Here is a 3,211-nt window from a genome sequence, read left to right as displayed (position 1 = left end):
CGCCTCAATTTTACGAACCAAATGGTTCGCTGGCACCAGTTGATCCAATGTAATCATTTCAAGTTGATCTCGTTGAATAGAATTATGTTTCGAAATCATCCTCATCACTCCAAGTTTTAATACTTCTATTTTAAAACAAAAAAAACTGTAGGCAAAGTCAATTTTCATCGAGTTTGTCTACAGTCTAAGACCTACGGGTCTTTTTTTGTTTTAATAACATTCACGGTACCATAAACCTATCGTACCTCCCGAATCTTTACAAACCTCAAAAAGCCCCTTAGAGTTCCTTAGCTGATACATTTACGGTTGAGAAACTGGCGAATCTTCTGTCAAGGAATTGTATAATTTAGTTAATAATTCTTCATTACCAACATAATTCAGAAGTTCTTTTTCTAAAATATAACGTCTAGCAACACTATCTTTATCAAAGTCTTCTCCTAAATGGTCACAAATCAGTAAATGTTAACTTAAATTGATTAAGTACCTTAGTAAGTTTCCCAAAATTACTGTAAAAATCACAGGTTATGTGATTCTAGCAATAAAAAAAGAAGCTTTAGTTCTCATAGGATGATTTCAGGGTAATATGTATTTTTTTGTAGAATTTTCTTTAAATGTAATGCTTTTTATATCTACATACTCCATTATATAGATTAGGTACTATTTGCCTAGTACATAAAAAGATAAAAGGGGTTTGTTAGATGAGAAAGTTTATTATGATTTTGTTCAGTGTACTTATAGTGGGGGGTGCAGCATACTTTTTCTATGGAAATATAGATGAAGCAGAAACTGCTGTGGGTAATGAATTCGAACAAGATATTAAAACAGAAAAAGAGACCATAAAAAATGAAGATTTAGATGTACGAACAGGTATACCAATAGATAAGATATGGGAATATTCATTTGATAAGCCCTTAGACGAAGAAACATTAACGGACAAAAACATTTCCATAGTCGATGACCAAAATAAAAATGTTTCAATTAACTTTATTTTGAAAAATGAAGGAAAAACATTGCTCATTAATCCACCTCTAGAAGGTTATGAAAAAGGGGAGAGTTACGAACTAAACATTAAAAAGGATATGAAATACAAAAACGGTTCAAATGTTAGCCGAAGTTATAGAATGAAATTTATAACTGTTCGTGACGAGGTGGAAAAAGCCGTTTTAAACCCGAAGATAAAAAAAATAGATGAAGAGAAAGTAAAGTTTTTGGAAAATAATGAGTTGAAGATTAAAAAGAATGCTACGAAAGAAGCAATCATTGTGGATGATATTATCATTGTTCCCTCATTAGAACATCCAGAAGGTCAAGCGCTAAAGGTAACATCGGTAAAAGGAAAATTTACTAGTTATATCGTCAAAGTAACGGTACCTGAGTTTACAGAAATTTATGAAGAACTGGATGTTAATAAAACTTACCCAATTACAGAAGATAATTTTACCCCTGAAAAAGGTATAGAAGGGTTATCGGTAACTTCGGTTGCCTTGGGTCAAACTCCTAACATGGTGGCAGGCACTAACACCACAGAAGAAAGCGAAAAGAAATATGAATTTAAAGAACCAAGTATTAATGTGAAAATTAATAAAGGCATACAGGTTAACTTTAATGATTTCATTTTTGATAAAAAGAGCCAAGTAGGTGCAAATGGAACATTAACTTTGTTCTCTCCGGAAGTAAAAGTTGATTTTAAAACAAAATTACTTAAGATTAATCGTATGGAATTATCAACTACAACAAAAGCAAAAACAGATATATCATTTAATCGAACGGAAAAAAAAGCACAAAAGATAAAAATTTTAAAAGCAAAAAAAATTCCTGATAGTATCAAAATTGGGAAAATTAATATCCCAACAACCATACCTGGTCTCATTATTCAAGGCAATCTTACACTTAATATTACATATGGTATATCAGGCGAAGCAAAATTATGGGTGTCCATAGACAAGGAAGAAGTAAATGGCTTTCTTTACGAAAACTCCAAATTTAACAACATTTCCGATGTTAACTCAACTTCCGAACTAGGCATCCATGGCAAAGGGAAGGTCGAAGGGAAGGTTGGTCCTGCATTTAATATTTTAGCAACTGCGTTCGGTGTAGTAGGAGCTGGTTTAGAGGGATATGCAGGTGTGGATTTTACAGGAGAAGCAGCAGCTGGTACTGATACTGTAATCGGTAAATATGCTTGTGGGAAACTTGGATATGGAGCTTCTGCCAATGCTTCTGCAATTATCAATACTCCAAAAGGAAAACTGGCAGAGTATGTTTTGGCTGAACACCCGATTGGTAGAAAAAGTATTTATAATGATTGTGAAGTAGTTACTGATTTGTCAAAAGTAGAACCTATGAATCTAAGTGCAGAAGAATCTAAAAATGTGGAAATTATGTCTATCATGTACAACATACTAAACTTGAAAAAATCAGATAAACAGGCAAATATGAAAAACATCAAGATTACTGTTTCTCCGAAGAAAGTAGTAACGGTCACAAAAGGTAAGAAAGGAATAATTGTTAAAGCATTGCAATACCCTGAAAAGGAAAAAGCAACAATTACTCTTACCCAAACAATAGATAAGAAAAAACAAACGCTTGAAATTCCCATTTCTATAAATAACTTTAAACAATTGCAAGAAGAGAAAAAAGCCCAAGAAGAAAAAGAAGCAGCTAAAAACCTATCTCTGTTAAATGCTATTCCAGAATTTGCAGAATTCGATGAAGATATCAGAATTTTGTTAGGTAAAAACTACAAAACGCTAGTAGAAAATATGCAGTCAATAGAATGGTCTATGGAAAAATACGGTTTAGAAGAAACAATTGCTGTTGAAGGTGGAGTTAATAATACACTCATGAAATCTATCATTCTAGTTGACCCTTTTTATCATTATTATATTGCTAATATAGATGAAGGGAAAGTAAAGGTCTATACCAACGACTCAATTTATAAAGAATCTTTAGGAACTGAGCATGGATTAACAGCACTCATAGATAGATGGAGAGAACCATTTTCTGACTATCCAGTAGAATACAAGTATAAGAAGATAAATGGAGAACATGAGGGTAAAGATAGATTTGGAAGCATGTAATTTACAAGGGACGATACATTCATTATGAATGTATCGTTCAGTTTGTAGACAAAAGGGGTTCGGAATGGTTTCATTCCGAACCCCTTTTGATATTTTCTTGGAATTTTGCTCAAGATTAAGAGCTTGGGTCT

General features: G+C 32.7%; 1 protein-coding gene. It reads left to right on the top strand.

Features of this window, described 5'->3' with window-relative positions; genetic code table 11:
• Positions 1–698 precede the first annotated feature (698 nt).
• Positions 699–3,080 (top strand): Ig-like domain-containing protein, encoded by a 2,382-nt coding sequence (locus ACQKIC_RS20805; protein ID WP_427592009.1) that lies wholly within the window; start codon positions 699–701, stop codon positions 3,078–3,080.
• Positions 3,081–3,211: the final 131 nt, after the last annotated feature.

Origin of the sequence: Peribacillus sp. NPDC046944 (assembly GCF_050272735.1) — a bacterium.
In the GTDB taxonomy this organism is placed as follows: Bacteria; Bacillota; Bacilli; order Bacillales; family DSM-1321; genus Peribacillus.
This window is presented reverse-complemented; position numbering and strand designations above follow the sequence as displayed.

What these genes read in the sequence shown, in the direction of transcription:
- ACQKIC_RS20805 (WP_427592009.1), top strand. Translation starts at nt 699, where the DNA reads ATGAGAAAGTTTATTATGATTTTGTTCAGTGTACTTATAGTGGGGGGT.